Source organism: Alteromonas sp. G5_S2_22_S1, from assembly GCF_054968525.1.
Genome location: NZ_JBQKUJ010000057.1, coordinates 1 through 566, shown reverse-complemented (window position 1 = coordinate 566; position 566 = coordinate 1). Strand labels below are relative to the sequence as shown.

Genomic DNA, 566 nt, shown 5'->3' with positions numbered 1-566 from the left:
CATGAACCCGGTTTCGCGCTCTACATACCGCAGTACATCCGCGATACCGACCGGTTGCATTCGCTTAAAAAAGGGATTGTTGACCAGAGATGTAGCGCTTTTGGTCGGCAGACGCCAGCGGGTACCGGTACGATTTTTCATGATCACATTTCGATTGTCTCCCTCATCAATATGGAGAGCAACGTCTTTGAGTGCACTTTCCAGCCGGTGTTGTTTCTCCTGTAACAATAACTCTGCGGGCTGTTTTAGTCTGTCCAGTGTTGATGAGGCCAGCAAGGTATCCTGCGATGTCTGGGGGATCAGGTCGTCTTCCAGTGCGCGGTATTTGGTAACATTTGGCAAATAAATGCGTCCATTCAGTCGTGAGGTTAACTGCCGGTAGAGCAGCCATTCGTAACGTTGCGGGTTAACGTTATCCTGTTTAACCAACCATGGGAGGTGCTTTTTCGGGATGAGCGACGTATCCATCGTCTTCAGTGGTCCACCGAATGCGATTTCCGTCTGCATCTGTTGAAGTTGGGCGACGACGGCTTCTGAGCCTTTACCGGCCTCACATTCAAGGCACA

Annotated in this window: 1 pseudogene; it reads right to left on the bottom strand. The window is 50.7% G+C overall.

Annotated features, from left to right (window positions below):
* Positions 1-566: pseudogene (locus tag ACTRWF_RS19660) on the bottom strand (Tn3 family transposase); the annotation flags it as partial.